General features: G+C 71.9%; 28 protein-coding genes. 13 read left to right on the top strand and 15 right to left on the bottom strand.

Annotation, left to right across the window (positions count from 1 at the left end):
• The first annotated feature begins 11 nt into the window (after positions 1-11).
• From hemC to hemL, 4 genes are all read left to right on the top strand, one after another.
• Positions 12-1,049 carry a hydroxymethylbilane synthase gene (gene hemC, locus DEJ27_RS08870; RefSeq protein ID WP_111090779.1) on the top strand — a complete coding sequence of 346 codons (1,038 nt, stop codon included), beginning with the start codon at positions 12-14 and terminating at the stop codon, positions 1,047-1,049.
• A gap of 258 nt (positions 1,050-1,307) precedes the next feature.
• Positions 1,308-1,889: a uroporphyrinogen-III synthase gene (locus DEJ27_RS08865; protein WP_258370323.1), complete on the top strand. Its 582-nt coding sequence runs from the start codon at positions 1,308-1,310 to the stop codon at positions 1,887-1,889.
• A complete protein-coding gene (gene hemB, locus DEJ27_RS08860) occupies positions 1,886-2,941 on the top strand; it encodes a porphobilinogen synthase (RefSeq protein WP_258370322.1) in 1,056 nt (351 codons plus the stop codon). Before DEJ27_RS08865 ends, hemB begins: the two co-directional genes overlap by 4 nt.
• The gene (gene hemL / locus DEJ27_RS08855; RefSeq protein WP_111090776.1) at positions 2,938-4,269 is read left to right on the top strand and encodes a glutamate-1-semialdehyde 2,1-aminomutase; all 1,332 of its coding nucleotides are present in this window, start codon (positions 2,938-2,940) and stop codon (positions 4,267-4,269) included. Before hemB ends, hemL begins: the two co-directional genes overlap by 4 nt.
• 13 nt (positions 4,270-4,282) lie before the next feature.
• Here hemL and DEJ27_RS17735 read toward each other — a convergent pair whose 3' ends face one another.
• The 6 genes from DEJ27_RS17735 to DEJ27_RS08820 all read right to left on the bottom strand — a co-directional run bounded on the left by DEJ27_RS17735 (position 4,283) and on the right by DEJ27_RS08820 (position 10,390).
• Positions 4,283-4,921, bottom strand: coding sequence for a hypothetical protein (locus tag DEJ27_RS17735; protein ID WP_181430126.1), 639 nt, complete (start codon positions 4,919-4,921; stop codon positions 4,283-4,285).
• Between the two features lie 99 nt (positions 4,922-5,020).
• Positions 5,021-5,818, bottom strand: a complete 798-nt coding sequence (locus DEJ27_RS08840; RefSeq protein WP_110862057.1) for an ABC transporter ATP-binding protein — start codon at positions 5,816-5,818, stop codon at positions 5,021-5,023.
• A complete protein-coding gene (locus tag DEJ27_RS08835) occupies positions 5,815-7,137 on the bottom strand; it encodes a hypothetical protein (RefSeq protein ID WP_111090775.1) in 1,323 nt (440 codons plus the stop codon). Before DEJ27_RS08835 ends, DEJ27_RS08840 begins: the two co-directional genes overlap by 4 nt.
• Positions 7,138-7,139: 2 nt before the next feature.
• Positions 7,140-7,808, bottom strand: a complete 669-nt coding sequence (locus tag DEJ27_RS17930; RefSeq protein ID WP_071404482.1) for a GntR family transcriptional regulator — start codon at positions 7,806-7,808, stop codon at positions 7,140-7,142.
• A gap of 92 nt (positions 7,809-7,900) precedes the next feature.
• Complete coding sequence (locus DEJ27_RS08825) at positions 7,901-8,878, bottom strand: acryloyl-CoA reductase (protein ID WP_110862062.1); 978 nt, start codon at positions 8,876-8,878, stop codon at positions 7,901-7,903.
• A gap of 483 nt (positions 8,879-9,361) precedes the next feature.
• Positions 9,362-10,390, bottom strand: coding sequence for a 6-phosphofructokinase (locus tag DEJ27_RS08820; protein WP_111090774.1), 1,029 nt, complete (start codon positions 10,388-10,390; stop codon positions 9,362-9,364).
• Positions 10,391-10,463: 73 nt separating this feature from the next.
• Between DEJ27_RS08820 and DEJ27_RS08815 the strand changes: the two genes are divergently transcribed.
• The gene (locus DEJ27_RS08815; RefSeq protein WP_181430125.1) at positions 10,464-11,432 is read left to right on the top strand and encodes a DNA-3-methyladenine glycosylase; all 969 of its coding nucleotides are present in this window, start codon (positions 10,464-10,466) and stop codon (positions 11,430-11,432) included.
• A gap of 99 nt (positions 11,433-11,531) precedes the next feature.
• Positions 11,532-13,019 (top strand): sugar porter family MFS transporter, encoded by a 1,488-nt coding sequence (locus tag DEJ27_RS08810; RefSeq protein ID WP_111090773.1) that lies wholly within the window; start codon positions 11,532-11,534, stop codon positions 13,017-13,019.
• 68 nt (positions 13,020-13,087) lie between these two features.
• On the opposite strand, the gene DEJ27_RS08805 is transcribed toward DEJ27_RS08810, so the two are convergent.
• Positions 13,088-13,945, bottom strand: a complete 858-nt coding sequence (locus DEJ27_RS08805) for an NAD-dependent epimerase/dehydratase family protein (protein ID WP_110862860.1) — start codon at positions 13,943-13,945, stop codon at positions 13,088-13,090.
• A 69-nt stretch (positions 13,946-14,014) separates the two neighbouring features.
• On the opposite strand from DEJ27_RS08805, the gene DEJ27_RS08800 reads away from it, so the two are divergent.
• From DEJ27_RS08800 to DEJ27_RS08780, 5 genes are all read left to right on the top strand, one after another.
• Complete coding sequence (locus tag DEJ27_RS08800) at positions 14,015-14,542, top strand: AAA family ATPase (protein WP_111090772.1); 528 nt, start codon at positions 14,015-14,017, stop codon at positions 14,540-14,542.
• Between the two features lie 119 nt (positions 14,543-14,661).
• Positions 14,662-15,741, top strand: coding sequence for a TerC family protein (locus DEJ27_RS08795; RefSeq protein ID WP_111090771.1), 1,080 nt, complete (start codon positions 14,662-14,664; stop codon positions 15,739-15,741).
• Positions 15,742-15,784: 43 nt separating this feature from the next.
• Positions 15,785-16,474: a YceI family protein gene (locus tag DEJ27_RS08790; protein WP_111090770.1), complete on the top strand. Its 690-nt coding sequence runs from the start codon at positions 15,785-15,787 to the stop codon at positions 16,472-16,474.
• Entirely contained in the window at positions 16,471-16,986 is a 516-nt protein-coding gene (locus tag DEJ27_RS08785) for a sigma-70 family RNA polymerase sigma factor (RefSeq protein WP_110862864.1), read from the top strand. Before DEJ27_RS08790 ends, DEJ27_RS08785 begins: the two co-directional genes overlap by 4 nt.
• Positions 16,983-17,705, top strand: a complete 723-nt coding sequence (locus DEJ27_RS08780; protein WP_111090769.1) for a zf-HC2 domain-containing protein — start codon at positions 16,983-16,985, stop codon at positions 17,703-17,705. Before DEJ27_RS08785 ends, DEJ27_RS08780 begins: the two co-directional genes overlap by 4 nt.
• On the opposite strand, the gene DEJ27_RS08775 is transcribed toward DEJ27_RS08780, so the two are convergent.
• A complete protein-coding gene (locus tag DEJ27_RS08775; RefSeq protein ID WP_146244679.1) occupies positions 17,702-18,181 on the bottom strand; it encodes a MarR family winged helix-turn-helix transcriptional regulator in 480 nt (159 codons plus the stop codon). The two genes, DEJ27_RS08780 and DEJ27_RS08775, sit on opposite strands and share 4 nt — an antisense overlap.
• Positions 18,182-18,309: 128 nt before the next feature.
• Between DEJ27_RS08775 and DEJ27_RS08770 the strand changes: the two genes are divergently transcribed.
• Positions 18,310-21,879, top strand: coding sequence for a bifunctional proline dehydrogenase/L-glutamate gamma-semialdehyde dehydrogenase (locus DEJ27_RS08770; RefSeq protein ID WP_111090767.1), 3,570 nt, complete (start codon positions 18,310-18,312; stop codon positions 21,877-21,879).
• Positions 21,880-21,986: 107 nt separating this feature from the next.
• On the opposite strand, the gene DEJ27_RS08765 is transcribed toward DEJ27_RS08770, so the two are convergent.
• Genes DEJ27_RS08765 through DEJ27_RS08750 form a run of 4 tightly spaced genes read right to left on the bottom strand, consistent with a single transcriptional unit; the run spans position 21,987 to position 24,116 of the window.
• Positions 21,987-22,184: a hypothetical protein gene (locus tag DEJ27_RS08765; protein WP_110862867.1), complete on the bottom strand. Its 198-nt coding sequence runs from the start codon at positions 22,182-22,184 to the stop codon at positions 21,987-21,989.
• Between the two features lie 10 nt (positions 22,185-22,194).
• Entirely contained in the window at positions 22,195-22,737 is a 543-nt protein-coding gene (locus DEJ27_RS08760; RefSeq protein WP_111090766.1) for a dihydrofolate reductase family protein, read from the bottom strand.
• Positions 22,738-22,770: 33 nt separating this feature from the next.
• Positions 22,771-23,103: a hypothetical protein gene (locus tag DEJ27_RS08755; protein WP_111090765.1), complete on the bottom strand. Its 333-nt coding sequence runs from the start codon at positions 23,101-23,103 to the stop codon at positions 22,771-22,773.
• 17 nt (positions 23,104-23,120) lie between these two features.
• The gene (locus DEJ27_RS08750) at positions 23,121-24,116 is read right to left on the bottom strand and encodes an SDR family oxidoreductase (RefSeq protein WP_027467045.1); all 996 of its coding nucleotides are present in this window, start codon (positions 24,114-24,116) and stop codon (positions 23,121-23,123) included.
• A 54-nt stretch (positions 24,117-24,170) separates the two neighbouring features.
• Between DEJ27_RS08750 and DEJ27_RS08745 the strand changes: the two genes are divergently transcribed.
• Entirely contained in the window at positions 24,171-24,875 is a 705-nt protein-coding gene (locus DEJ27_RS08745; protein WP_111090764.1) for a hypothetical protein, read from the top strand.
• Here DEJ27_RS08745 and DEJ27_RS08740 read toward each other — a convergent pair.
• The 3 genes from DEJ27_RS08740 to DEJ27_RS08730 are packed head-to-tail and all read right to left on the bottom strand — an operon-like array spanning position 24,847 to position 26,822.
• Positions 24,847-25,608 carry a YqjF family protein gene (locus tag DEJ27_RS08740; RefSeq protein ID WP_220032980.1) on the bottom strand — a complete coding sequence of 254 codons (762 nt, stop codon included), beginning with the start codon at positions 25,606-25,608 and terminating at the stop codon, positions 24,847-24,849. The genes DEJ27_RS08745 and DEJ27_RS08740 overlap by 29 nt on opposite strands.
• Positions 25,605-26,438, bottom strand: a complete 834-nt coding sequence (locus DEJ27_RS08735; protein WP_110862870.1) for a nitroreductase family protein — start codon at positions 26,436-26,438, stop codon at positions 25,605-25,607. Before DEJ27_RS08735 ends, DEJ27_RS08740 begins: the two co-directional genes overlap by 4 nt.
• A gap of 3 nt (positions 26,439-26,441) precedes the next feature.
• Complete coding sequence (locus tag DEJ27_RS08730) at positions 26,442-26,822, bottom strand: hypothetical protein (protein ID WP_110862871.1); 381 nt, start codon at positions 26,820-26,822, stop codon at positions 26,442-26,444.
• Between the last annotated feature and the right edge of the window lie 6 nt (positions 26,823-26,828).

The following is a 26,828-nucleotide window of genomic DNA, read 5'->3' as shown; positions in this document are numbered from 1 at the left end:
CCGATGCACCCGTGAGCGACCCCGACACGACGTCGCCCGACGGCCCGACCCCGATCCGGCTCGGCACGCGTGCCAGCCGGCTCGCGGTCGCGCAGTCGCAGGACGTCGCCGACCGTCTGGCGAAGGCCGCCGGTCGGCCCGTCGAGCTCGTCACCGTCACGAGCGAGGGCGACACGAACCGTGCTTCCCTGGCGTCGCTCGGCGGCACCGGCGTCTTCGCCAGCGCCCTGCGTGAAGCGCTCGTCGCCGGCGAGGTCGACGTGCTCGTGCACTCTCTGAAGGACCTGCCGACCGCGCCGTACCCGGGCCTGACGATCGGTGCCGTGCCGAAGCGTGCGGACGCCCGTGACGTCCTCGTCGCACGGAACGGCGCCACCGTCGACACCCTGCCCGAGGGCGCGAAGGTCGGCACCGGTTCGCCCCGCCGTGCCGCGCAGCTCCGTGCGACGCGTCCGGACCTCGACGTCGTCGACATCCGCGGCAACATCGACACCCGCCTCGGTCGGGTGGACGACGACCTCGACGCCGTGGTGCTCGCCGCCGCCGGCCTGGGTCGCATCGACCGTCTGTCGGCCGCGACGGAGCTGCTCGACCTCGGCTTCTGGCCGAGTGCTCCCGGTCAGGGTGCGCTCGCGGTCGAGATCCGTTCGGACGAGACCGACCGTGGGCTGCTCGCCGCACTCCGCAAGATCGAGCACGCCCAGACCCGCCTGACGGTCACGGCCGAGCGCGAGGTCCTCGCCAAGCTCGAGGCCGGCTGCTCCGCCCCGATCGGTGCGACGGCCGTCGTGGACGCCGAGCTCCTGCTCGTGTCCGCGACCGTCTACCGCCCCGACGGCACCGAGTACCGCACCGCATCGCACGCGGCCGTGCTCGACGGGTCGGCGCAGGACCGTCTCGACGAAGCCCTCGAGGTCGGCGGCCGGGTGGCGACCGAGCTGCTCGAGAACGGTGCTGCGGACCTGGCCGACCTCGCGACCACCGTCGCCGAGGACACCACGGACGGCCCGCACACCGCGGGCCCCGGCCTCGCGACGCCGGCCGAGTAGGCGGTCACCACGGAACCCTCCACCACCGCGACGGACGAGGCGCGACCCCCGGTCGTCCTCGTCCCGCGTGGCGGTGCGTGGGGGGACCGGGTCGCCGCAGCGGCCAGGGCCCGTGGGCTCGCCCCCGTCGTCGTCCCCCTCATCACGGAGGCTCCGCCGTCCGACCCCACCGCGCTCGACGCTGCGGTCCGCCGTCTGGTCGCCTCCGGTGCGGCCGGGAGGAACTGGTCACCGACCCTCGTCGGTGACCGAACCCCTGTGGCTGGTTACGCATGGGTGGTGGTGACCAGTGCGACGGCCGTGACGGTCCTGTCGGAACGCGTGGCGGGCCTCCCGGCCGGGGTGCGCGTCGCCGCGGTCGGCGAGCCGACCGCCCGTGCCGCGCGCGCGGCGGGCTGGGACGTCGAGCTCGTGCCGACCGAGACGTCCGCAGCCGGTCTGGTCGAGGCGTTCCCCGACACCGACGGCACCGTGCTGTTCCCCCGTTCCGAGATCGCGGCACCGACGTTCGTCGACGGCCTCCGTGCCCGCGGCATCGACGTGGACGACGTGGTCGCGTACCGTACCGTGGGGACCGGCGACGAGCCGATCACCCTCGAGACGGCGCCCGCTGCGGTGCTCGTGACGAGTGGCAGCGTCGCCCGCGAGATCGCCCGCCGGATGACCCCGCTCGACCCACGCACCATCGTGGCCTGCATCGGCCCCGGGACCGCGACCGACGCGCGCGCGGCCGGACTGCCCGTGCACGCCGTCGGACGGTCCCGGTCCGCAGAAGCCCTGCTCGACGCCGTCGTCGAGGCACTGAACCCAACCACCCCCCACCAGGAAGGTCACCCGTGACTGGACGCTTCCCCCAGGTCCGCCCCCGTCGGCTCCGCGCCGCCCCCGCGATGCGACGACTCGTGGCCGAGACCCGGCTCCACCCCGCCGAGCTCGTGCTGCCGATGTTCATCCGCGAAGGCGCGACCGACGCGGTGGACATCTCGAGCATGCCGGGCGTGCAGCAGCACTCCCTCGACTCGTTCCGTCGCGCGCTCGTCGGGGCGGCAGAGCAGGGCGTCGGCGGGGTGAACCTGTTCGGCGTCCCGACCACGAAGGACGCCGAGGGCTCGGGCGCCACCGACCCGGACGGCATCCTCAATGTGGCGATCCGCGTCGCTCGGCAGGAGGTGGGGGCTGCCCTCGTGGTGCAGTCCGACCTGTGCCTCGACGAGTTCACCGACCACGGACACTGCGGTGTGCTGGGCGCCGACGGCTCCGTCGACAACGACGCCACCCTGCTGCGCTACCGCGACATGGCGGTCGCTCAGGCCGAGGCCGGCGCCGAGCTCGTCTGCATGAGCGGCATGATGGACGGCCAGATCGCCGCCGCACGTGACGCGCTCGACGGTGCCGGGCACAGCGGCACCGCGCTGCTCGCCTACGCCGCCAAGTACGCCTCGGCGTTCTACGGTCCCTTCCGCGAGGCCGTTTCGTCGTCGCTCGTCGGCGACCGCCGGACGTACCAGATCGATGCCGCGAACGGTCGGCAGGGACTCCGCGAGGTCGAGCTCGACGTCGACGAGGGCGCCGACATCGTGATGGTGAAGCCCGCGATGAGCTACCTCGACGTGCTCGCCGAGACCGCGGCCACCTCGCCGGTCCCGGTCTGGGCGTACCAGATCTCCGGCGAGTACGCGATGATCACCGCAGCAGCGCAGAACGGGTGGATCGACCGCGACGCCGCCGCGATGGAGTCGCTCGTCGGCATCAAGCGCGCCGGTGCCGACGCGATCCTGACCTACTTCGCCGTCGACATCGCGCGGAAGCTCAACGAGGAAGCGGGCCTCCGCACCTCGGGCAGCACCGCGGACGTCGCCGGCATCGCCTCGACCGGGAAGGCCCCCGAATGACCACGAACGACCAGCTCTTCGGCCGAGCCAAGAACGCGATCCCCGGGGGCGTGAACTCACCGGTCCGCGCCTACGGGTCGGTCGGCGGCACCCCGCGGTTCCTGGTGTCCGCCAAGGGCGCCTACGTCACCGACGCGGAGGGTCGCGAGTACGTCGACCTCGTCGCGTCGTGGGGCCCCGCGATCCTCGGGCACGCCCACCCCGGCACGGTCGAGGCCGTGCAGCAGGCCGCCGCGCGCGGACTGTCGTTCGGGGCATCGACCCCGGGTGAGACCGAGCTGGCCGAACTCGTGAAGCAGCGGGTGTCGGTGGACGGCGACGGCCCCATCGAGAAGCTCCGCATGGTGTCGACCGGCACCGAGGCCACGATGACCGCGATCCGGCTGGCCCGCGGCTACACCGGTCGCGATCTGCTCGTGAAGTTCGCCGGGCACTACCACGGGCACTCGGACTCCCTGCTGGCCGAGGCCGGCTCGGGCGTCGCGACCCTGGCCATGCCGGGAAGTGCGGGCATCACCGCCGAGACCGCCGCGCAGACCCTCGTGCTGCCGTACAACGACCTCGACGCCGTCCGCCGGGCGTTCGACGAGCACTCCGAGCGCATCGCCGCCATCATCGTCGAGTCCGCCGCCGCGAACATGGGCGTCCTGGCACCGGAGCGCGGCTTCAACCGTGCCCTGGCGCAGATCACCCGGTCGCACGGGGCGCTGCTCATCGTCGACGAGGTCCTGACCGGCTTCCGAGTCGGTGCTGCCGGCTGGTGGGGCCTCGAGGCGTCCAAGGTCGTGCCGGACGGCGCCGGGTGGAAGCCCGACCTCATCACGTTCGGCAAGGTCATCGGCGGTGGCATGCCCCTCGCCGCACTCGGCGGTCGGCGTGACGTCATGGACTTCCTCGCCCCGCTCGGGCCGGTGTACCAGGCGGGCACCCTGTCGGGGAACCCGTTGGCCGTCGCCGCCGGCATCGCCACTCTGCGCGCCGCGACGCCGTCCGTGTACGAGTCGCTGAACCGCACGGCTGCGGTCATCTCCGCGGCCACGTCGGACGCCCTGTCGGCCGAGGGCGTCGCCCACACCGTGCAGCGCGCCGGCAACCTGTTCTCGTTCGCGTTCACCGAGCAGGCACCGCGGAACTACGACGACGTGCGGGCGCAGGACGTGTTCCGCTACGCGCCGTTCTTCCACGCGATGCTCGACGCCGGGGTGACCCTGCCGCCGAGCGTGTTCGAGGCCTGGTTCGTGACGGCCGCCCACGACGACCGAGCGGTCGGACGGATCCTCGACGCCCTGCCCGCGGCCGCGAAGGCTGCTGCCGCCGCGACCGCGTGACGGGCGTCGGGGCTCAGGAGCAGTCGGCCTTGGTGAAGGTCGTGTCCACGGTCTTCGACGAGCCCTCGAACGCGTAGGTGTACCGCATGTCGACGTCCTCGTCGAGGAGCTTCTTCGTCTCGCTGGTCGAGCAGAGGTTCGGCCCGACGGCGTCGCGGATGACCCCCTCGTTGATCGAGGCCGGGTCGACGTCCGCCGACACCGTGTAGTCGTAGTGGATCGCGGCGCCCTCGGCCTCGATCCCGGTCCACGTCGTGACGGAGTCGACCTGCTTGGGCAGGTCGCTCTGCTCGCGGATCTGCTCGACGGCCTTCGAGACCTTCTCTTCGGTGGAGTCGCTGAAGGCCGCGTTGAGGCCCTGGCGGACGAGGAACGCCACCACCACGGCCACGACGACGCCGAGCACCGAGATCAGGACGCGCTTGCCGCGGGACGACGACTTGGGCGGGGGTGCGTAGGGCGCGGCGCCGGCCGGGGCCTGGTACGGCTGGCCGGCGGGCTGCTGCGGGTACGGCTGGCCGGCGGGCTGCTGCGGGTACTGCTGGCCTGCGGGCTGCTGCGGGTACTGCTGGCCGTTCGGCTGGCCGGCGTTGGGCTGCCCGTCGTTCGGTTGCGGCTCGGACCCCGGGTAGGGCGGCGGCGTGTTCGTCATGGTTCCCCCTGGTGACGGTCCGCGGCGTGACACCGTGGTGCGGTGCCGGGTCCCTCCCCGACACGGGCCGCGGACACTGAACGGCCATTCAAGCACGCGTCAGGCGGATCGGCGCGCGGCCCAGCGCCCTTCCGACCGCAGGATCGCGAGCGGGAAGTCGAACGCGTGCGACACCGCCGACGACGTGATGACCTGGTCCGAGGTGCCCTGGGCCACGACGGCACCGTCGCGGAGCAGCATCGCGTGCGACGTCGAGGCCGGCAGGTCCTCCAGGTGGTGGGTGACCATGACGCTGCCCAGCTCGGGGTGTCGGTGCCGCAGCGCATCGACGGTCTCCAGCAGGTGCTCTCGTGCGGCGACGTCGAGGCCGGTCGCCGGCTCGTCGAGCAGCAGCAGCTGGGGTTCGGACATCAGGGCACGGGCGATGAGGGCGCGTCCCCGCTCGCCCTGCGACAGCACCGGCCAGCGGGCGTCCCGTCGTGCCGTGAGCCCGACGTCGGCGATGTGCTGCTCGGCCAGCGCGACCTGCTCGGCCGAGGGCTCCCACCGCATCATGAGGTCCGTCGTGCCGGTCAGCCCGGTGAGCACCGTCTCGAGCACCGTGAGCGGCGAGAGCATCCGGTGTCGGGGGTCGACGTGGCCGATGTGCTCCCGGAGTTCGCGGACGTCGACGCGTCCGAGGCGGCGACCGAGCACCTCGACCGTGCCGGCGGTGGGGTGCCCGGTCGCACCGAGGACGGCCAGCAACGTGGACTTGCCGGCACCGTTGGGGCCGAGCAGTGCCCAGTGCTCCCCGCGCCGGACGGTCAGGTCGACGTCGTGCAGCAGGTCGCGGCCGGAGCGCGTGACCCGGACCCCGGTGGCGTGGATCAGGACGTCGTCGTGCGCGTCGGTCATGACCCCATCGTGCCCCATCGCGCCGTGACGTCGTCCACGTGCGCCCGTGCGACGTCGACGAACCGGCGGGCCGCTGCCCGGGCGGCACCGACGTCTCCGCTGCCGGCCGCTGTGTCGAGCGCCAGCCAGAGCGCTTCTGCGTCCCACTGCCGGAACGTGGGGGCCTCGGGCAGCGCGTAGGCGAGCCGTGCCATCGCGAGGCGCAGTGCCTGCCGCGTCCAGCGGTTGCCGGACTGCTCGGCCAGGAACCGGGTGACGGCGAACGCGCTCTCCGTGTACCGGTGGTCGCGCACCTGGCCGTCCGCGCGCGCCCGTTCGACGAGCCGGCGGAACTCCTCGAGGTCGGATCCGCGCAGCCCGGGCAGCACGTGGACGGCACCGTGGGCGAAGACCCCGGTGAGCAGCTCCATGGTGTCCCGCCAGGTCGCGAGCGACGGTTCGACGATGCGGTGGCGTCCCCGGTCGCTCTCGGCGAGGCCCACGTCGTGCAGCCAGCGCAGCCCGTGGAGGACCTGCTCGGGTCCGGCGCCGGTCCGTGCCACGAGTTCCTCGAGCGCGTGGGTGGACCCGACCCCCAGCGCCCCGGAGCGGACGTCGCGGAGCAGGGCGCGGTCGACCGGGCCGACACGGTGTTCGGTGGTGTCGTCCGCCGGGCGGCTCGTCTGCGGGATCCCGACGTTCCGCCGGTGGACCTCGAACAGCCCGTCGATGACCTCTGCCGCGGTGGTCGCGACTGCCGGGTCGCCGGTGTCCACGGCGCGGTCGGTGGTCACGAACCAGGCGTGCACGTCGTGGACCGACCAGAGCTGGGTGGGGACGCGTGCCCACCGCATCCGCTCGAACGCGCGCAGACCCAGGTTGCGCACCAGGGTGTTCGGGGAGTGCTCGAACCAGAACTGGCAGGCGGCGGAGAACGCCGTCGGGTACTCCGGCAACCGGAGGGCAGCGGTGGTGCGGGCCCGTGCGACCCGGCGGTCGAGCTCGGCGCGCAGTTCGGGGGTGAGCGCCGGGATCGTGGCACGGAGGGCCGGACCGATGAGCGCGACCCAGAAGTCCAGTGCGTCGGACAGGTCGGCGTCGGAGAGTTCCTCGTACTGCCACGTGCCGTCCGGCTTGTGGACCAGGATGCCGAGGTCCTCGAGCCGGGCCGCTGCCGATCGGACCTCACCGAGCGAGGTGCCCCACTCCCAGCTCAGTGCGTCGAGGTCGACGGACACCGGTCCGCGGTAGCCGGTCCGGACGTGGGCGAGCAGGGACACGTAGGCGTCGTCGTGCGCGGCCGCCCAGGGGTCGGCGTCACCCCACTCGCCGACGACCATGGTCAGCCGCGGTCGGCGCGGACCGCCTCGATGTGCTGTTCGAAGTTGCGGGTGAGGGCTCGTCCGGCCTCGGCAGCGCCTTCGCCGTCGCGCTCGGTGAGCGCTTCGCGCAGGATCGAGAAGAACGCCTCGGAACCGTACTGCTCGAACGCCGGCGTGGGGTTGAGCGTGAAGCGGACCCGCTCCATGGCGCCGACGGCCGCGTTCTGCACCAGGGGGTTCCCGGAGTGCTCGACGGCGAACTCGATGATCTCGGTGAGGGCGCCGCTGAACCCGTAGTCCCGCACCTTGCGCATGCGGTCGGCCTTGTCGAGCAGCGCGGTGAGGGCCTCGACGTCCTCGTCGCTGTACTCCGGGACGCCCCAGCGCAGGCTGAGCTCGAAGAACCCGGCGGTCGCGCGGGTCGCGATGACCCAGTCCTCGAAGGTCGGGGTGGCGACGCGGGTGTACCGGTTCGCCTCCATCTCGACCAGGCCGATGTCGACGAGCTTCGCGATGGCCTCGCGGATCGGGGTGCGACTCACACCCAGCCACTGGACCAGCTCGTCGTCGTTCAGGCGCTCGCCGTGCTGGAGCGTGCCGTCCCGCAAGGCCGCGAGCATCTTGTCGTAGACGACGTCGCGCAGGAGCTTCCGGGGAGAGCTCTCCACGGTGGACTTGGGGACCGGCATGTCATCTCCTCGAGGACGAAATCGACACTCGAAATCCTAGCGTGCCAATATGCAAACGTTTGCTAAAAGTCACGCCGATCGGTGACCGCGATTCAGCCCGCGACGGTGACGACCGTTCGCCCGTGCACCCGTCCCGCGACGACCTCGGCCCCCACCGCGATGGCCTGCTCGGGCGTGACCGTGCGGGTGACGTCGGCCAGGAGCGCGGCGTCGAGGTCGGTCGCGAGCCGATCCCACGCCCGACGTCGGAGCTCGAGCGGGGCGTCGACGGAATTGATCCCGAGCAGCGACACCGACCGCAGGATGAACGGCAGCACGGTCGTCGGCAGCACGGAGTCCTGCGCCAGCCCGCACGCCGTCACGGCACCGCCCCACCGGGTCGATGCCAGGACGTTCGCCAGGGTGGCCCCGCCGACGCTGTCCACCCCTCCGGCCCAGGTGGCGCGCTGCATCGGCTTGCCCGGCTCGGAAAGGGTGCCACGGTCGATCACCTCGGTCGCCCCGAGTCGGCGGAGCGAGTCCGTGTTGGCTGCGCGACCGGTCGACGCCGTCACCCGGTACCCGCGGGCCGCGAGAAGTGCGATCGCCACGGTGCCGACCCCGCCGGACGCCCCCGTCACCAGCACCGGCCCGTCCCCCGGCGCGACGAAGCGCTCGAGCGCCAGCACACTGAGCATCGCCGTGAACCCCGCGGTGCCGATGGCCGCCGCGAACGAGTCGTCGATCGCCTCGGGCAGCACGACGAGCGACCCGGACTGCACCACGGCCTGCGTCGCCCAGCCCCCGTGCCGGGTCTCACCCAGGCCGGCGCCGTTCAGCACCACCCGGTCACCGATCGCGACTTCGTGCACGCCCGGTCCGAGCCCCGACACCGTGCCGACCACGTCGATCCCCGGCACGAGTGGGTCGAGCCGGGCGACGCCGGGGTTCCTCGCGAGGGCTAGGCCGTCCTTGTAGTTGACGCTCGAGTACGTGACGTCGACGAGGGCCTCGCCCTCGGCCGGATCCGGCAGGTCGACGTCGGTGACGGTGGGCGGGGCTGCACTGGACACGAGAACGGCGCGGGTCATGCGCCGGACGCTACCCCGGGCCTCCCGGCGGGCTGCCCGTTCTTTCCCAGAACGCGTGCGATGCCTGGTGGATTCGGGCGTACCGGGGCGGACCGACCGACCAGGTACGCCCGATTCGACCCGGTACGCCCGATTCGACCAGGTACGCCCGATTCGACCCGGTACGCCCGATTCGACCCGGCGCAGTGTCGGCGGCTCCCGGCGGGCTGCCCGTTCTTTCCCAGAACGCGCGCGATGGCTGGTGGATTCGGGCGTACCGGGGCAGACCAACCGACCAGGTACGCCCGATTCGACCACGTACGCCCGATTCGACCCGGCGCAGTGTCGGCGGCCCCGGCGGCCTGCCCGTTCTTTCCCAGAACGCGTGCGATGCCTGGTGGATTCGGGCGTACCGGGGCGGACCGACCGATCAGGTACGCCCGATTCGACCAGGTACGCCCGAAACAGCCCAGCGGCCCCAGCCCCAGCCCCGCCCCAGCCCACTCAGCCGAACATGATGGCGGCCTCGTCGAACCGCGCCTGCGGCACCGTCTTGAGCTCGCCGAGCGCCTCCTCGAACGAGACGTGCTCGATCTCGGTGCCCCGCAGCGCCACCATCCGGCCCCAGCGCTCCTCGACGACCGAGTCGATCGCCGCCAGCCCGAGCCGGGTCGACAGCACCCGGTCGTACGCGGTCGGCGTGCCACCGCGCTGGATGTGCCCCAGGGTCGTGGCACGCGTCTCGATGCCCGTCATCTCCTCGATGAGCGGCGCGAGGCGCTCGCCGATGCCGCCCAGCCGCGGGCGCCCGAAGGCGTCGAGCCCCCGCTCGGTGTGCGCCGTGTCCTCGTGGTCGGGGACGAAGCCCTCGGCCACCACCACGAGCGGTGCGCGCCCGCGGTCGTAGGCGGCCCGCACCCACTTCGCGATCTGGTCCATGCTCGTCTTCTGCTCGGGGATGAGGATCGCGTGCGCGCCCGCGGCCATGCCGGAGTGCAGCGCGATCCAGCCCACGTGCCGGCCCATCACCTCGGCGACCATGCAGCGCGAGTGCGACTCGCCGGTGGTGCGCAGGCGGTCCATGGCCTCGGTCGCGATGGCGACGGCGGTGTCGAAGCCGAACGTGTAGTCGGTCGCGCCCAGGTCGTTGTCGACCGTCTTCGGCACGCCCACGATCTTCAGGCCGGCGTCGGTCAGGCGCTTCGCGGCGGCAAGGGTGCCCTCGCCGCCGATCGCGACGATCGCGTCGATTCCGTGCCGCTGCAGGGTCGCGGAGATGTTCTCGACCCCGCCGTTGGGGCCCTCGAACGGGTTCGTGCGGCTGGTGCCGAGGATCGTGCCGCCCTGCTTCGCGATGCCCTGGATGTCCTTGCGGCCGAGCGGGACGATGTCGCCGTCGACCACCCCGCGCCACCCGTCGCGGAAGCCGACGAAGTCGTGTCCGTAGATGGCGATGCCCTTCAGGACGATCGCGCGGATGACCGCGTTCAGGCCGGGGCAGTCGCCTCCGGAGGTGAGGATGCCGATGCGCATGGGAGCTCCGTCGTCGGGTGGTGGGGATCAGTGCCCATCATGACTGACGGTGGTTCCGCATTACCATCCCCGTGTGTCCCTGCTCGCTTCCGCTTCGCCGCCTGCGGCCGCTGGTGCGTCCGGTGACGCGTCTCGCGTCGACACGGTGTACCGGCCTGGAGGCGCGGTGGACGTCGCGTCGACCCTGCGGCCCCTGCAGCGCGGCTCCGGCGACCCGGCCTTCCAGGTGGTCGGCGGGGTCGTGTGGCTCGCGCTGCGCACACCCTCCGGTCCCGCTTCCGTGGCGATCCGGCGGACCGGCGACACCATCGCGGTGTCGGCGTGGGGCAGCGGAGCCCCGTGGGCGGTCGAGCACGCCCCCGATCTGCTCGGACGCGGCGACGACTGGTCGTCGTTCGACGTCTCCGGCAACGAGTTCCTGGCCGCGGCACGACACCGGCAGCCCGGGCTCCGGCTGCTCCGCACGAACACCGTGGTCGCGATGCTCGTGCCGGCGATCATGGAGCAGAAGGTGACCTCGCGGCAGGCGTGGGGCGCGTGGCGGTACCTGCTCCGTCGGCACGGCACACCGGCGCCCGGTCCGGCACCCGCGGGCATGATGGTGCCGCCGGACGCTCCGACGTGGGCACGGATCCCGAGCTGGGAGTGGCACCGCGCAGGCATCGAACCCGGGCGCTCGGCCACCGTGATGCGCGCAGTGAAGGTCGCGCCCGCACTCGAACGGACCCTGGCGCACGGGCGCGGTGGCGAGGTCGTGTCCACGAAGCTGCAGTCGATCCCCGGGGTCGGTCGGTGGACCGCCGCCGAGACGGCGCAGCGCTCCCACGGCGACCCGGACTCGCCGAGCGTGGGGGACTTCCACGTGCCGGCGCTCGTCGGGTGGGCACTCACGGGTGCGCCGGTCGACGACGACGGGATGCTCGAACTGCTCGAACCCTGGCGCGGGCACCGGGAGCGTGTCGTGCGGTTGATCGGCGGCTCCGGGTTCCGGAAGCCCGCGTTCGGGCCGCGGATCACGATCCAGGACCACCGGGGCCACTGAGCGCGAGCGACGCTTCCTCAACGTCCGTTCGTGCTGGTCCGCCTACCGTGACGCGCGGCCCGGGCATTCCTGGCACGGACAGGACGCGGAGAGGACGCGATGACGACCACCACGGACGAAGACGAGCACGACAAGGTCCCCGGCGTCCCCCCGGAGATCCCCGAGGACACGGGGTCGGCCGAGACGGCTCGCGTCACGAAGCGGCACGTCACCCGGGTCGCGTTCGTCGCGGCCCTCGGCGGGCTGCTCTACGGCTACGACACCGGCGTCATCTCCGGCACGCTCATCGAGATCGGCAAGGAGTTCTCGATCGGGTCCGCCGTCAAGGAGTTCATCACGGCGTCGATCCTGGTCGGCGCGATCCTCGGCGCACTCGTCACCGGTCCGATCTCGGCGAAGATCGGTCGCCGGCGGACCATCCTGCTCATCGCGGGGGTCTTCGGCCTGGGTGTGCTCTTCGCCGCGGTGTCGCCGAGTCCGGTGTTCCTGATCCTCAGCCGGCTGTTCCTCGGTCTGGCGGTGGGTGGTTCGACCCAGACGATCCCCACGTACATCGCCGAGATCGCCCCGGGCCCGCGCCGCGGCAGCCTGGTCACGGTGTTCAACTGCGCGATCGGCGTCGGCATCCTGTCCGCCGCCATCGTCGGGGTGGCTCTGAACGGCGTCGTGTCCTGGCGCTTCATGATCGGGGTCGCCGCCGCCCCCGCCATCGTGCTGCTGCTCGGGATGCTCCGCCTGCCCGAGAGTCCGCGCTGGTTCGTGTCGCAGGACCGCATCGGTCCGGCTCGACGGGTGCTGCGCTGGCTTCGCCCGGACCACGATGCCGCGGAGGACGAGCTCGACGACATCCGCAAGCTCGACGCTGCGGAACCGAGCGCCGGTTCCGGGCAGTGGGCCCAGCTGCGCAAGCCGTGGGTCCGGCCGGCCCTGATCGCGGGGCTCATCGTCGCCGCGTTCACGCAGCTGACCGGCCTCGAGATGATGATCTACTACACGCCGACGATCCTCACCGATGCCGGGTTCCCGCACGTCTACTCCCTGTGGGCGAACGTCGGTGTGGGGGTCGTCTACCTCGTGATGACGTTCGTCGGGTCGCGGTTGGTGGACCGGATCGGGCGTCGACGGCTGACCCTCGTGATGCTGCCGGGTGCCGCGGTGAGCATCGGCCTGTTCGGTGTGCTCTTCTACGTGCAGGACGGCAAGCCCTCACCGGTGCTCACGCTCGTGCTGATCCTGGCGTTCATGTTCTTCCAGGCCGGTGGCATCCAGGTCGTCGGGTGGCTCGTCGGTTCCGAGATGTACCCGCTGCGGATCCGGGCCGCCGCGACGAGCCTGCACGCGATGGTCCTCTGGGGCGCCAACCTGCTGGTGACCTCGACCGCGCTGACCCTGACCGGCTGGATCAGCCTGGGCGGCACGATGCTCGTCTACGCCGCGCTCAACGTGCTCGGGTGGGTCCTGGTGTTCCTGCGGGTGCCGGAGACGAAGGGCAAGTCCCTGGAACAGATCGAGCAGTCCCTGCGGGACGAGACGTTCCTGCCGCACCGGGGCGGACGCGAGCGTCGCGCGGTGGACCGGACCGCCTGACGGACGGGAGGCCCGTGGCCGCGTGCGCCACGGGCCTCCCGTCCGTCAGGTGGCGGCTCCCGTGCGCGTCACGGGTGGCGGGTGCCCGCACCCGCCAGCACGGCGCGGTAGCCCTCGCGGAACGTCGGGTACTGCGGCACCCATCCCGTCGACCGGAGCAACGCGTTCGACAAGCGCTTGTCGCCGCCGGCCTGCCGCGCGTCACCGTCGCCCGTGGACGGCTCGGCGACGTGGAGTTCGTCGGCCAGGAACCGCAGAACGTCGTCCAGCCGGCTCGGCTCGTCGTCGGTGCCCAGGTAGAGCGGTGCCGGGTCGGGCAGGGCCGCCAGGTGCACGAGCGCTGCGGCGGCGTCGTCGCGGTGGATGCGGTTCGTGTGCGGTGAGGTCCCCGGCGCCAGCCGTGCGGCACCGGATCGGACCTGGTCGATGAGCCGCTCGCGGCCCGGACCGTAGACGCCTGACAGCCGGACCAGCACAGCGCCGGGAGCGCGCTCGCGCAGCAGGACCTCGGCTTCGACCAGGACCTCGGCGGTCGGGGTCGCCCCCCGCGCCGGGGTCTCCTCGGTGACCTCGCTGCCGTCCGAGACGTCGTACACGGCGGTCGAGGACACGACGAGCACCCGGGGGTCGGCGTCCGAGGCGTCGATGCCGTCGAGCACGTTGCGCAGGCCGTCGACGTAGGTGGCGCGGTACTCGTCGACGTCGCGGCTGCCCGCGGCGAAAGCCACGACGACGACGCTCGTGTCGGCGGGGATCTCGGGGACCTCGTGTCGCAGGTCGACGCTCCGGCCGGTGATCGGCGCGGGGATCAACTCGGCGCGGCGGCGGAGTCCGATCACGTGGTGGCCCTGGTCGGCGAAGCGCAGGCCGGCTTCGGTCCCGAGGTCGCCGCATCCGGCGATGACGACTGTCGTGGAGTTCTGCACGGCTCGACCTTGGCATGCGCCGATGACCACCTCCGGGGAGCTGGGCGTCGACACCACTAGGTTCGTCCTGTGATCGTCTGGTTGAACGGAACCCACGGGGCGGGGAAGACGACGACGAGCCGACTGCTCCAGCCGCTGTTGCCCGGCTCGCGGATCCTCGACGCCGAGAAGGTCGGCGAGGTGCTGATGGACGTCACGCCGGGGCTGCCGGCCAGCGACAACTTCCAGCACTGGGACCCGTGGCGGCCGCTCGTGGTCGAGACCGCTCGCCGGGTGCACGACTACGTGGGCGGGCCGCTCATCATGCCGATGACGGTCCTGGTCGAGGCCTACTGGCGTGAGATCGCGGCGGGGCTTGCCTCCCATGGGATCCCGGTCCGGCACTTCGTGCTGCACGTCGACGGGCCGACGCTCCGCGACCGGATCCAGAACGACCCGATCCTGGGGCCGTCGACGTTCCGGTTCGCGTACGTCGACGCCTACGCCGAGGCGGCGCGCGGCTGGCTGCACGCCGAGGCCGAGGTCATCGACGCGACCGAGGTCCCCGCCAGCGAGGTGGCCCGGGCCGTCGCGGACGCGGTGACCTCAGAGCGCTGACAGTACGACTCTGTCCGCCGCACGCAGCCCCGGGGTTCGCCACCGCCCGGATCATGCCGGAGACTGGTGCGGGTCGCTCACGAAGCCACCCGCCCCACCACCAGCAAGGAAGGCTCCGCATGCCCGAGCTCCCCGTCGTGTTCGAAGTCGGCTCGATGATCGCCCTGGTCGCGATCCTGCTCGCCGACCTGCTCATCGTCGCGCGTCGCCCGCACGTGCCGACGCTGCGTGAATCCGGCATCTGGGTGGGCATCTACGTCGGGCTGGCGCTGATCTTCGCGGTGCTCATGCTGGTCTTCGCCGGTGGCGACTCCGCCGGGCAGTTCCTGGCGGGCTGGCTGACCGAGTACAGCCTGAGCATCGACAACCTGTTCGTGTTCGTCATCATCATGGCGCGCTTCTCGGTGCCGAAGAAGATCCAACAAGAGGTGCTGCTGCTCGGCATCATCATCGCGCTCGTGCTCCGCGGGATCTTCATCCTGGTCGGCGCGCAGCTCATCGAGAACTTCTCGTGGATCTTCTACATCTTCGGCGCCTGGCTGATCTGGACGGCGATCCAGCAGCTCCGCGGCGAGGACGAGGACGAGCAGAAGGACACCTTCATCGTCCGGCTGCTGCGCCGCCGGGTCCGTCTCACCGACACGTACGACGGCATGAAGTTCCGCACCCACCACGACGGTGTCCGGCACTTCACGCCGCTGCTCATCGTGCTCATCGCGATCGGCACCACCGACCTGCTGTTCGCGCTCGACTCGATCCCGGCGATCTTCGGCATCACCGAGAGCCCCTTCATCGTGTTCACCGCGAACGTCTTCGCGCTGATGGGCCTGCGCCAGCTCTACTTCCTGCTGGGCGGACTGCTCGAGCGTCTGGTCTACCTGAAGTACGGCATCGCCGTGATCCTGGCCTTCATCGGCGTGAAGCTCGTGCTGCACGCGCTGCACGACAACGAGCTGCCGTTCCTGAACGGCGGCCACCACATCGAGTGGGCGCCGGAGATCAACACGTGGGTGTCCCTGCTGGTGATCGTCGCCGCGATGGCCGTGTCGACGCTGGCGAGCCTCATCCGGATGCGCGGGGAGACCCCCGCCGCCGACGCCGTGACCGCGGACGACACAGCGGCGGACGACGCAGCGATCGACGACGACCGGGCCGACCATGACCGAGCCGACCAGGACCGCGCCCGCACGTCCGACTGAGACCCGTTTGAACGATCCGCCCGGCTGCCTCGTCGTTGAGGGTATGGCACTCCGCAAACGAACCAAGGTCATCATCGGGATCTCCGCCGGCGTCGTCGTCGTGGCGGCAGCAGCCGTCATCGCCGGCCCGGTCATCTACGCGAACACCGTCAACGGCCAGGCCGCCGCAGCACCCTCGCTGTCGGCGTCCTCGTCCGGCACCCTCGATGCGAAGGACGCCGACGGCACCTGGACCAGCAAGAGCAGCTCGTACGCCGGGTACCGGGTGCACGAGGTCCTGCAGGGGAATGATGTGGACGTGGTCGGGCGCACTGAGGACGTCAAGGGCACCGCCGTCGTCGACGGCGGTTCCCTCACCCAGGCGACCGTCACCGTCCAGGTCGGCAAGATCCGCACCCCCGAAGCCGCCCGCGACGAGTACTTCCGCTCCACCGCGCTGCAGACCGACGAGTACCCCACGGCGACGTTCGAGCTCACGAAGCCCGTCGACGTCACGAAGGCGCTCGACGGCTCCACGCAGGACGTCACCCTGACCGGCACGATGGACCTGCACGGCGTCGAGAAGCCGGTCACGGCCGACGCGCAGGTCGCGGTCGGTGATGGTGGCACCGTCCAGGTCGCCGGCACGGTGCCGATCACCTTCGCCGACTACGGCGTGAAGGCCCCGTCGCTCGGCTTCGTCACCGTGGACGGGAAGGGTTCCGTCGAGTTCTCCCTCGACCTCGGGAAGTGACCGTGACGAGTCGTTCCGCGGACGAGCTGCTCGCGACGCTGTACCGCGAGCACGGTGATGCGCTCACGCGGTACGTCCGGCACCTCACGCGGGACGGCTCGAGCGTCGAGGACGTCGTGCAGGAGACGATGGTCCGCGCCTGGCAGCGTCCGGCCGTGCTCGAACGGGCACCCGACAGCGCGCGGGCGTGGCTCTTCACGGTGGCGCGCAACCTGGTGGTCGACGACGCACGGTCGGCGCGCAACCGCCGCGAGCACGGCACCGAGCACCAGGTCGAACGGATCGAGTCGGACAGCACGGACGCCGTGCTGGACCGGATCGTGGTCGCCGACGCACTCGCGTCGCTGACCCCGGACCACCGCCGCGTGGTGGTGGACGCGTACTGGCTCGGGCACACGGTGCCGGAGATCGCACGACGACACGACATCCCGGAGGGCACCGCCAAGTCGCGGTTGCACTACGGGCTGCGAGCCCTCCGGCTCGCACTGCAGGAACGAGGAGTGACCCGATGAGCGACGACAAGGCAGCCCACGACGAGTACGTGGAGTGGGATGCCGCCTACGTCCTGGGGTCGCTCCCGTCCAGTGAACGGCTGGAGTACGAACGGCACCTCGAGACGTGCGACCGCTGTGCGGCCGCCGTCGCCGAGCTGGTCGGTCTGCCGGGTCTGCTCGGAAAGCTGCCGGCCGACCAGGCGATCGAGATCGCAGAACCCGACGGGAGGCCCGACACCCGTTCCGAGAGCGACCTCGCCTCCGTCGCACACCGCGTCCGACACCGTCGCCGCCGTCGCCGGGTCTGGGCCGCCGCCACCGCGGGACTCGCGGTGGTCGCCGCCGTCCTGGGCGGGCTCGCGGTCGGCGCCGCGGGGGAGCGCACCACGGTGCAGGCCGGTGCCGCTCCGACGGCAGCTGCCACCGCGGACCGCTACGACATGACCGGCGTGCAGGGACTCGACGTCCAGCTCGCCATCAGCGGCGAGCAGTGGGGCACCCGCTTCGACTGGGGGTGCTCGTACGGCGGCAAGGAGTGGTCGCCGGACGGGTCGATCCTCTACGACCTCGTCGTCGTCCGGACCGACGGCACGACCCAGACGGTGGGGTCGTGGACGGCCGCCGGCGCGGACGCACGAGGGCTGTCGGCGTCGACGGACATCCCGCGGGACGAGATCAAGAGCGTGCAGGTCCGGCTGCGCGGTGAGCGCGGCGCGCTCGCCGTCGTCACGCTCTAGCCGACGTCGGCCTCGTCCGGTGCGTCGTCGGGGCCGATGGCGTCCTGGACGCGCGCACTGACGGACCGCAGCGTCTCGGCGTCGGTCCCCACGGGCCTCCAGAACAGGTCCTCGAGCGCACCGGTGTGCGCGCGGATGCCGGCGAGCACCGCGCGACGGCCGTCCGCGGTCATCACCACCCAGCTGCCGCGGGCGTCGCTCGGGCAGTCCGCCCGCTCGACCAGGCCGCGGGAGACCATCCGCGTCACCTGGTGACTGACGCGCGACTTCTCCCAGCCGATGCCCGCGGCGATGTCCCGGACGCGCAGACGGTGGTCGGGGTCGCGGTGCAGGCCGATCAGGATCTCGAACTCGGGGACGGAGATGCCGGCGCCCGCCTGGACGGCCTGGTCGAGCGCCCGGTCGAGTCGTCGCCAGACGTCGTGGTACGCGTCCCAGGTGGCCCAGTCGTGGCCACCGTTGCCCTCCGTCGACATGCCGACCAGCGTATCCACCGGGCGGACGGTCGGACCGCGCAGCGACCCCTTTCATCCGCTCGGATGACTCCTGGTCGACGCACGGCGTGCTCCGAGGTCGCGTCGGACGTGCGGCATACGATCGGGGGATGCCGAGTGCTCGCCTCCAGGACACCACCGATGACGCCGTCGCGCTCGTGCGCCGGTGGCTGGCGGCGTCCGCCGGGGTGAAGCCCGACCCTGGTGCGGCCCGTCTGGCCGAGGTCCTGCGCGACGAGCAGGGCCTCGACTTCACCCGGGGTTTCGTGGACAAGGTCATCCGCCCCGAGGACCCCCGGGTGGCGGCACGGAACCTCGAGCAGCTGAGCCGTGACGTCCCCGACTTCCTCGCCTGGTACCTGCGCGGGGCGGTGACGCTCGGCGGTGGGTTCGCCACCATGGCGCCGTGGGCCGTGATCCCGACCGCGCGCCGGATCCTGCGCCGGATGACCGGGCACCTGGTCATCGACGCGAGCACGAGCAAGCTCGGCCCGGCCCTCGCCAGGGTCCGCGGTCCGGGTACGCGACTGAACGTGAACCTGCTCGGCGAAGCCGTCCTCGGCAGCGCCGAGAGCGACCGACGCCTGCAGGGCACGATGGACCTGCTCGCCCGCGACGACGTCGACCACGTGTCGATCAAGGTGAGCTCCGTCGTGCCGCAGACGTCGCCGTGGGCCTTCGACCAGACGGTCGAGCGCGTCGTCGACCGGCTCGTCCCGCTCTACCGCCTGGCCGTGGCGCCGACGGCTTCCGGACGCCCGGCCAAGTTCATCAACCTCGACATCGAGGAGTACCGCGACCTCGACGTCACCCTCGCCGTGTTCCGGGCGCTGCTCGACCGCGACGAGTTCGCCGACCTGCAGGCCGGCATCGTGCTGCAGGCCTACCTGCCCGACGCCGCGGGAGCGCTCGAGACGCTGACCGAGTGGGCGCAGGAACGCCGGGCGCGCGGCGGTGCCCCGATCACGGTGCGGCTCGTCAAGGGCGCGAACCTCGCCATGGAGCACGTCGACGCGATCCTGCACGGGTGGCCCCTCGCCACCTGGGGCAGCAAGCGCGAGACCGACACCGCCTACCTCCGGATGCTCGACACCGCACTGACGCCCGAGCGCACCGACGCCGTGCGGATCGGGGTCGCCGGGCACAACCTGTTCGACCTCGCCACCGCGTGGGTGCTCGCGCAGCGCCGCGGGGTCACCGACGCCGTCGACGTCGAGATGCTGCTCGGCATGGCGTCCGCCCACGCCCAGGCCGTCCGGGCCGACGTCGGGCAGATCCTGCTCTACACGCCCGTGGTGCAACCGGACGAGTTCGACTCGGCCATCGCGTACCTCGCCCGTCGCCTGCAGGAGACCGCGAGCCCCGAGAACTTCATCGCCGCCGCAGCCGACATCGATCACGACGCCAGCGTGTTCGAGCGGGAGCACGGCCGGTTCCTGGCGTCCGTCGCCGCACTCGACGAGCCCGTCCCCGCCAGCCACCGCACGCAGGACCGCCACCGTGCCCTCGGCGAACCGGTCCTGCGCGACGCGTTCCGCAACGCCCCCGACACCGACCCGTCCGTCGCCGCGAACCGGTCCTGGGCGCTCGACGTCCTGCGCCGGGTGCCGCGCTCGCAGCTCGGCGCGCAGACCGTCCGCGGTGCGAAGGTCGCCGACCGGTCCAAGCTCGAGCGGATCATGGCGCGGACCGCCCAGGCCGGCGTGAACTGGGGGCGGCAGGACCCGTCCGACCGTGCCGAGCTCCTCGACCTCATCGGGCACGAACTCGAGACCCGCCGAGCCGACCTGATCGAGGTGATGGCCGCCGAGACCGGCAAGACCTTCGCCGAGGCCGACACCGAGGTGACCGAGGCCGTCGACGCCGCCCACTACTACGCCGAGAGCGCCCGCCGTCTCGGTGACATCGAGGGCGCGCAGTACGTGCCGCCGCGGCTGACCGTCGTCGTACCGCCGTGGAGTTCCCCCGTCGCGATCCCCGCCGGTGGCGTGCTGGCGGCGCTCGCCGCGGGCAGCGGTGTCGTGCTCAAGCCCGCGCCCGAGGCCAAGCGCTCCGGTGCCGTGCTCGCCGACGTGCTCTGGGACGCCGGGGTGCCGCACTCGCTGCTGCAGCTCGTCGACCTGGCCGAGGACGAACTCGGCCGCGACCTCATCGGCCACCCCACGGTCGACCGCATCATCCTGACCGGCTCGTCCGACACCGCCCGCTCGTTCCGCTGGTGGCGAGCCGGGCTGCCGCTCACCGCCGAGACGAGCGGCAAGAACGCCATCGTCGTCACGCCGAGCGCCGACCTCGACCTGGCGGTGCAGGACATCGTGCAGTCCGCCTTCGGGCACGCCGGACAGCAGTGCTCGGCGGCGTCCCTCGTGATCCTGGTCGGGTCGGTGGGTGAGAGCGAGCGCTTCCAACGGCAGCTCGTCGACGCCACCCGCACGCTCCGGGTCGCGTGGCCCGACGACCCCACGGCGCAGGTCGGCCCGCTCATCGCCGAACCGCAGGGCAAGCTCCGCCAGGGTCTGACCGAGCTCGGGCCGGGGGAGTCCTGGCTCGTGCAGCCCGAGGCGGTCGACGACTCCGGCCGGCTCTGGTCGCCGGGCATCCGAGACGGCGTCCGCCCCGGCAGTGACTTCCACCAGACCGAGTACTCCGGCCCGGTGCTCGGCATCATGCGCGCCGAGACCCTCGACCAGGCGATCGCCATCCAGAACGGCACCGACTTCGGGCTGACGGCGGGCATCCACTCGCTCGACGTCGACGAGGTGTCCGAGTGGCTGGCCCGGGTCCGCGCCGGCAACCTGTCCGTCAACCGCGGCATCACCGGTGCCGTCGTGGGGCGCCAGCCGTTCGGCGGCTGGAAGGGTTCCTCGGTCGGTACCGGCACCAAGGCCGGCGGCCCCATGTACGTCGCGACGCTCGGCCGGTGGCTGCCCACGTCCCGCACCGTGCACAAGAGCATCCAGCTGCACGGCCTGCCCCCGCGCGTCACCGCGGTGATCGAGGCCGCACGGAGCGGGCTGTCGTTCGAGGAGTTCGACCGTGTCCGCGCCGGGGCCCTGAGCGACGTACGCGCACGAGAGACGCTCTTCCGGTCGCATGACCTGTCCGGGCTCGTGGTGCAGCGGAACGTGCTGCGCCACCGACCACAGTCCGTCATCGTGCGCCAGGCCGAGGACGCCTCGACCGTGGACCTCGTCCGGACGCTCGTCGCCGCGACCTCGGCACGTGCGCACATCCTGCTCAGCACGGCTCGGCCGCTGCCCGGCCCGCTCACGCAGCTGCTCGCATCGAACCGGTCCCCGCTCGACGTCGTCGACCACCTGGTCGAGTCCGACCAGGAGTTCCACGCCCGCGCGTCGTCGGGGGCGGTGTTCCAAGCTGACTGGTCCAGTGGCCAGGACGACCAGCCCGTCGACGCGCTCGAGGCCGTGTTGTCCCAGGGGCAGGACCGGCCGGCCCACACGGCGTTCGGTGGTCCCGGTGCCCGGATCCGGTTGCTCGGTGGTGACCCCCTCGCCCTCGAAGAAGCCCTGGGTGCGAGCATCGACGTCGCGATCCACGGCGGCCCCGTGGTCGAGGCCGGCGTGATCGAGATGCTGCCGTACCTGCGCGAGCAGTCGGTGTCGATCACCGCGCACCGGTTCGGCGACGTCGACAGCGACTTCTCCGAGCTGCGCGTCTAGGCACTTCCGCTTCGTGCGTTCCGCTTCGTGCGTTCCGCTTCGTGAGCAGAAGAGGTCGGGTACCCGAACGGGACCCGACCTCTTCTGCTCACGAAGTGACTCGAGGATCAGTCCTCGGCGTCACCCGCGTCTTCGTCCTCGACGCCGGTCTCGTCCATGCGGTCCCGCAGGTGGTCTGCCATCACGCCGGCACCTTCACCCGCGTGGTCGTGGTCGACCTGCTCGATCAGGCCCTGCAGCTTCTCGTGGTTCGTCGCATCGGTGGCACCGTCCATGACGGGCTCGGTCTGCTCGTTGTCGCTCATGCTCCGGACGCTACGCCGCGGTTGCTGCGGAACGGTAGTGGAGTTCGACCGCCCCGCCGTCGAACTGCGTGGTGCCGACGAGCTCGAACACCGGGGTCGGTGCGGCGACCGGCAGCAGGCGTGCTCCGCCGCCGAGCGCGACCGGCATCACGGTGACCCGCAGCTCGTCGAGGATGCCCGCCTGCTGGTACTGCGCCGCGAGCAGTCCGCCGCCGACGACCCAGACGTCGCGCCCGTCGGCCTCGCGCTCGAGATCGGCCTGGTGGTCACCGACGTCGCCGGAGACGAAGCGCACATCGGCGCCGTCGGGCACCGGCAGGTCTCGGGTCGTGAACACCCACGTCGCCAGGTCCGGGTACGCCCACGTGTCGTCGTGCTCGAGCAGCCACTCGTACGTCGTCGACCCCATCGCGATCGCCCCGACGCCGGCGAAGAACCGGTCGTGGTGCTCCTGGAACGGCTCGAAACCGAACTGCAGCAGCCAGTCGAGGTCGTCGTCGGGCGCAGCGACGAAGCCGTCCAGCGAGGACGCGACGGAGTAGATCGTGCTCATGCCGGGGACGCTACCGAGCACCCCCGACAGGAATCAGCGACGACGGCCACGACCGCCGCGACCGACGACCGCTGCCTCGGCGACCGCGAGCAGCGCTGCGATCCCGAGCTGGCCGAGCGCGAACCGGCGTCGACGGGGATCGGCGACGGCCAACGGCACCATCGTCGCACCGTGCAGGGCGTCCACGACCGCGCTCAGGGTGTGCGCGTTGCCGGACCCCGCCCGCGCGACGAGGGTGGCCTGTGCGACCTGCCGGACCCCGAGCACGCCGTGCAGCACCGCCTGGTCGTACCCTCGGGCTGCACGGCTCAGGTGCCACAGGCCGAGACCGGCCCGGGCCAACTCGACGACGGCTGCCCCGTTCACGGCAGACGACCGGCGGCTCATCGTCGGCGTCCCGCGACGAGTGCAGCGGCCCCGGCGGCACCGAGCACGGCCCCGATGATGCCGTTGCCGACCCGGCGGTGCTCCACCCACCAGGTCTGCGGCGACCACGCGTGCGCTGACTCGTCGAAGACTCCGTGCGCACCGTGGTCGCCCGGCACCGGCTCGTACAGGTTGTCCCGCATCTCGAGGCCGTCCTTGTCGGGTGCCTGCTGCCCGTCCACCAGGGTCTTGGCGGCGTACCAGTCGGCGAAGCGCCCGCTGATCCGGTTGCCGAGGATCGTGTAGACGGTGGACTCGCCCACCCAGGTGCGGCTCCGCGGCCGTTCGGCCACGGCGGCGATGGCCCGGGCACCGACCTCGGGCTGGTAGATCGGGGCGACCGGCTGCGGGTGGTGCGGCAGCTTCGACTTCACCCACTGGAACTGGATCGTGTTGAGCGCCGGCATGTCCACGCGGGACACCTTGACCTTGCTGCCCTGTTCGCGCAGTTCGGAGACGACGGACTCGGTGAACCCGACGATCGCGTGCTTCGCACCGCAGTACGCGGCCTGCAGGGGGATCCCGCGGAACCCGAGCGCCGAACCGACCTGGATCACGTGCCCACGACCGCGGGGGACCATCCGCGACAGCGCCGACCGGGTGCCGTTCACGAAGCCGAGGTAGGTGACGTGCAGCGCCCGCTCGAAGTCCTCCGGTGCGGTGTCGAGGAACTTCCCGAACACCCCGACCATCACGCCGTTCACCCACAGGTCGATCGGTCCGAGCTCCCGCTCGACCCGGTCGGCCGCGGCCTCGACGGCGTCGCGGTCGGAGACGTCGGCGACCAGGGCCAGCCCGCGTCGCCCGGCGGCCTCGACCTCGGCGACCGCTGCGTCGACGCCCTCTTGCCCGCGGGCCAGGACGGCCACGTCCCACCCCCGTGCGGCGAGCTCCCGGACCGTCGCCCGTCCCAGTCCTGCGGATCCACCCGTCACCACTGCCACTCGAGTCATGGCTCCCTTGTACCTGCGGCCGACCGTGCACCACTCAGCCGCTGTCCCCCGAAGTTGCCGTTCCGAACGACGCACGCACCGATCGGACATCATGGCCAGGCGGAGACCCGAGACCCCGATACCGACGACCCCGCAGAGGAGGCGCCGCCCGGTTGGGAGCTCAACACACCGACCCGGCAGCTCGAGGTCTGGCTGTACCCGGTCCTCGCCCTGCTCCTCGCCGCCGCGCACGTCGCCCTCGGCATCGCCTTCGGTGGTGCGTTGGCGCTCGTCGTCGGGGTGTCCGCCGCGGTGGTGACGACCGTCGGTGCCGTTGCCCTGTTCGTGACGGGTCGGCACGCGTACGACGAGCAGAACCGCGACGCCTCGTGGCGGTGCCACGTCACGCGTGTGCTCGTCGGCGCATCGGCCGCCACCGTCGTCGCCCTGACGACCACCCTGGTCGGGTCCCGGATCGGCATCTTGGTCGGGGTGGGCGCTGCGGTGATGCTGTACACGACCGCACGCGCGGTACCCCGGCTCGACCACATCGTGGCCGCGTGGGCGGCAGCGGTCGTCGCCGTCGCGTGCGCGGCACTCGCCGTCACCGGACTCACGGTGGAGAGCGTGCCGGAGTCCCTGCGGGCCGCCTGGATCGCCGGTGGCGTCACGGCACTGTTCTCGGCGCTGCTGGCCGTCCACCAGTTCCGGGCAGCGGCCCGGGCCCGCGAGACCAACCGGAGTCCCGCCCTCAGCGCCCCCGACCGAACCGCGTCGTGACCCCCGGCGAGTAGAGCACCGAGTCCGGCTCGAGCTCGGTCAGCCCGAAGGGCAACCCGGCGGCCCCGACCAGGTCGTCCCGCAGCGACACCACCGAGGCCCGGTGCAACGGCCACGACTCGTGCTCGTTCGGCCAGAACCGCGTCCGCCCCGCCCGGTGCACGTGCATGCCCCACCGCGCCGTCAGGAACGTCTCGAGCGGCCCCGGCTCGTCGAGTACTTCGCCCACGCGCACGTCGAGCATCGACCGCAGGTGGGTGCCGTGCCGACGCATCGCGTACCCCACGCGGCCGTCACCGCTGCGCGACTCCGCGACCGCCCACCGGTACGGCAGGCCGGTCGCGACGCGTGCACCGATGGTCGGCAGGAGCTTGCCGGCGTCGAGCGACAGGAACACCACCCCGCGCTGCCCCTGCTCGTCGACCGTGTAGACGCGGACGTTCAGCTCGACGAAGTCGCCGATGCTCCCGGTCGAGAACGGCGGGAACCGGGTGTCCTCGAACCGGAACGCGATGAGGCCCACCCAGGTGGTCACCCCGTCGTCGGTGCCGTCGAGTGCCATCGTGTCGGGCCGGGTGCCGGCCGGCAGCAACGGGGCCACCGCCGACACGTCGACGCGCCAGTGCACGAAGACGACGTCGAGCCAGTCCTGCGAGATCCAGGGGCGGCCCGGCAGGGCGGGGGCGACGGCCTGGAGGCTCGGAGCGCTCTGGGCGGGTCGGGTGTCGGTCACGATGTGGTCGCCTCCGGTTCGATGTGGGCTGCGACGGGTGCGTCGTCCCACCCCTGCTGCGGGGTGTCGCAGGTGCCGCGGAACACGTACTGCGAGGGACGCTTCCGCTCGCTCGACGTCCAGTCGATGGCCGGCCGTCGTCGTTCCGGGGGCAGGTACCCGATCCGGTAGACGGCCATCAGCTCGAGCGACTCGGGGACGCGGAGCAGTCCCTCGATCTCCTCCCACGCGCCGGGGGTCTCCATCGGGAAGGACACGAACTGGATCCCCAGGCCGAGCTCGGTCGTCGCGAGCCAGATGTTCTCCATCGCCGCGCCCATGCTGAACACCGAGTAGAAGCCGGACAGCTCCTCCTTCCGGTACTCGTGGCGGTCGAGCATCACGCCGAGCAGCAGCGGCGACCCGGCGACGAGCTTCCGGTTCTCCTCACCCAGGGTCTGCGGCACCCGGAGCGTGTTCATGAGCAGCTGCCCGCGCTTCGTGAACACCTGCTTCGTGAACGGCCGCAGCGGCCCGGGGAGCTTGTCGAACAGCATGCCGTCGCGTCGCTCGTCCATCTCGGCCTTCGAGAACCGGAAGTACGGCTTGTACCGCTCGAAGAACGTGCCCTCGGCCATCGTGCGGGTCATCGAGCTGCCGCTGATCTCGGCGACGCGGTCGATCGTCCGGCGTTCCTCGATCAGCACGAAGCGCCACGGCTGGCTGTTGAGCTGCGACGGCGCCCGGCCGGCGAGCTCCATGAGCAGCCGCTGGTGCTCGTCCGACACCGGATCGGGCAGGAACGGCCCGTTCGTCGTGCGTCGTCGTCGGATGGCCTCGAACAGCTCCACTGCTCACCTCTCTGATCGCCTGCGTGCGAGCACGGCCCCCAGGTAGGACGGTGCGGCGGCGACCGCGACCCTCCAGTGTGCTCCGGAGCGCGGGTTCGTGCGTGGAGCGACCGCCAGGGGCACGAGTGCCGGCAGCAGGAACAGTGCGGTGCGGTCGCGCGTCCACACGGGGGTGGTCGCGGCGACGCCGGTCAGGGTGGCGGTGACGACGAACAGGCCGTGGTGCACGACGCGGAGCTTCTTCGTGCGGATCAGCCGCACGGCGACCGCGGTGCCCCACAGGCAGTTCGCGACGTAGGCGACGCTCGCAGCGGTGACCAGCTGCCGGGCCGGGCGCGATCCCGTGGGTGCCGAGCCGCGCCTCCAGACCGTCTTCCGTCCCATGCGTGG

It is taken from the genome of Curtobacterium sp. MCPF17_018 (assembly GCF_003234135.1).
Classification (GTDB): domain Bacteria; phylum Actinomycetota; class Actinomycetes; order Actinomycetales; family Microbacteriaceae; genus Curtobacterium; species Curtobacterium flaccumfaciens.
The sequence above is the reverse complement of the archived record's forward strand: the minus strand, read 5'-3'. Positions and strand labels throughout refer to the sequence as shown.